Annotated in this window: 1 pseudogene; it reads right to left on the reverse strand. The window is 43.8% G+C overall.

Annotated elements, in window-relative coordinates:
* Positions 1-1218, reverse strand: a pseudogene (locus AB5935_RS25215) (hybrid sensor histidine kinase/response regulator); the annotation flags it as partial.

Genomic DNA, 1218 nt, shown 5'->3' on the forward strand with positions numbered 1-1218 from the left:
ATTCAGGGTTGTAGCCTTCGGTTTTAAGGTCTCCCATTTGGAAATGATAGACTTTAAGCCGGAGAATGTCCGCACCATAAGTCATGACACGGATCTTAATGTTTTTACTGTTCCAGGGGATGGATATCTTGTCTTGATTGAGCTGATACATCCTGTTCTCTCCGTTTATGGTCAGTTCGGCAAGGCGTATTTCCGGAGAGTCACTACTCTTTTCTATTTGAGTGTCTGCATTGATACATAGTAAGCCTTTTACACCTCCCATATAGATGTTGCCTTTGGGGGAAATGAGACGGGGCTCGGCCAAGTATTCATTGGGGGAAATTCCATCCGCTTCTCCGAACCATACAAAACGTTTGGCATCGGTGAGCCATATAAAGAGTTTCTGTTCAGCTCCTATCCACACTTTTCCTTTATTGTCGCATAACACGGTATTTACTTCATTAAATAAGGTGGTAGGAATTCTTTCGAATTTGCGGGTATCAGGGTGATAGGTGTACAGGCCACGGGTGCCTGCAATCCAGAATACGCCCTTGTCATCCCTGGATACAGCATTGAAGAATCCCTGTGGAGCACTTGCAAATATCTCCACTGTGTCTTTTTTACGATCCAGTCTATATATATTATAAGGATCGTTCAGGTAAATGGCAGTGGAATCATATCCAATGGAACTCAACAAGCCTTTTATTTTCACTTCTTTGGCACAAGGGACAGGAGTGAGTTGCCGGGTGGAAGTATGGTAGCGGTAAGGAGGCGAACTTAATATTAAGATCGAATTGGGAGTATCCCGGTATAAGTTGATTGGCTGTCCGCTATAGCGGATGTGATGCTCTAATGAAGGGCTCATAATAGCGAAAGGACGCTTCTTTCCTGTCTTTTTATCGAATATGAAGATACCTTTGGAAAAGGCAGATACTAACAATTCGTTGGGTGTGAAGCCGGTGATGGAGACCATCTTGTCTCCCCAAGTGTCGGGATAGTGCACAAATGTTTCTGTAGAAGGAATGAATTTATTGATACCTCCTCCGTCCATAGCGATCCAGAGTTCTTCGGAAGCCGGTTCCTGATATAGTTGTAATACCGTACTTTGACTTAATCCTTTGTTGTGCCCTAACACAACATTAGTGTAAGTTCTCATGGATACTTCACGAATGTTGATAACCCCTTCACGTTTACTTCCCGCCCATATATTTCCGGCAGAGTCGCTATGCAGGCAGAGTA

The organism is Phocaeicola sp. RTP21198st1_B8_RTP21198_201120, from assembly GCF_040929485.1.
Lineage (GTDB): Bacteria > Bacteroidota > Bacteroidia > Bacteroidales > Bacteroidaceae > Phocaeicola > Phocaeicola dorei.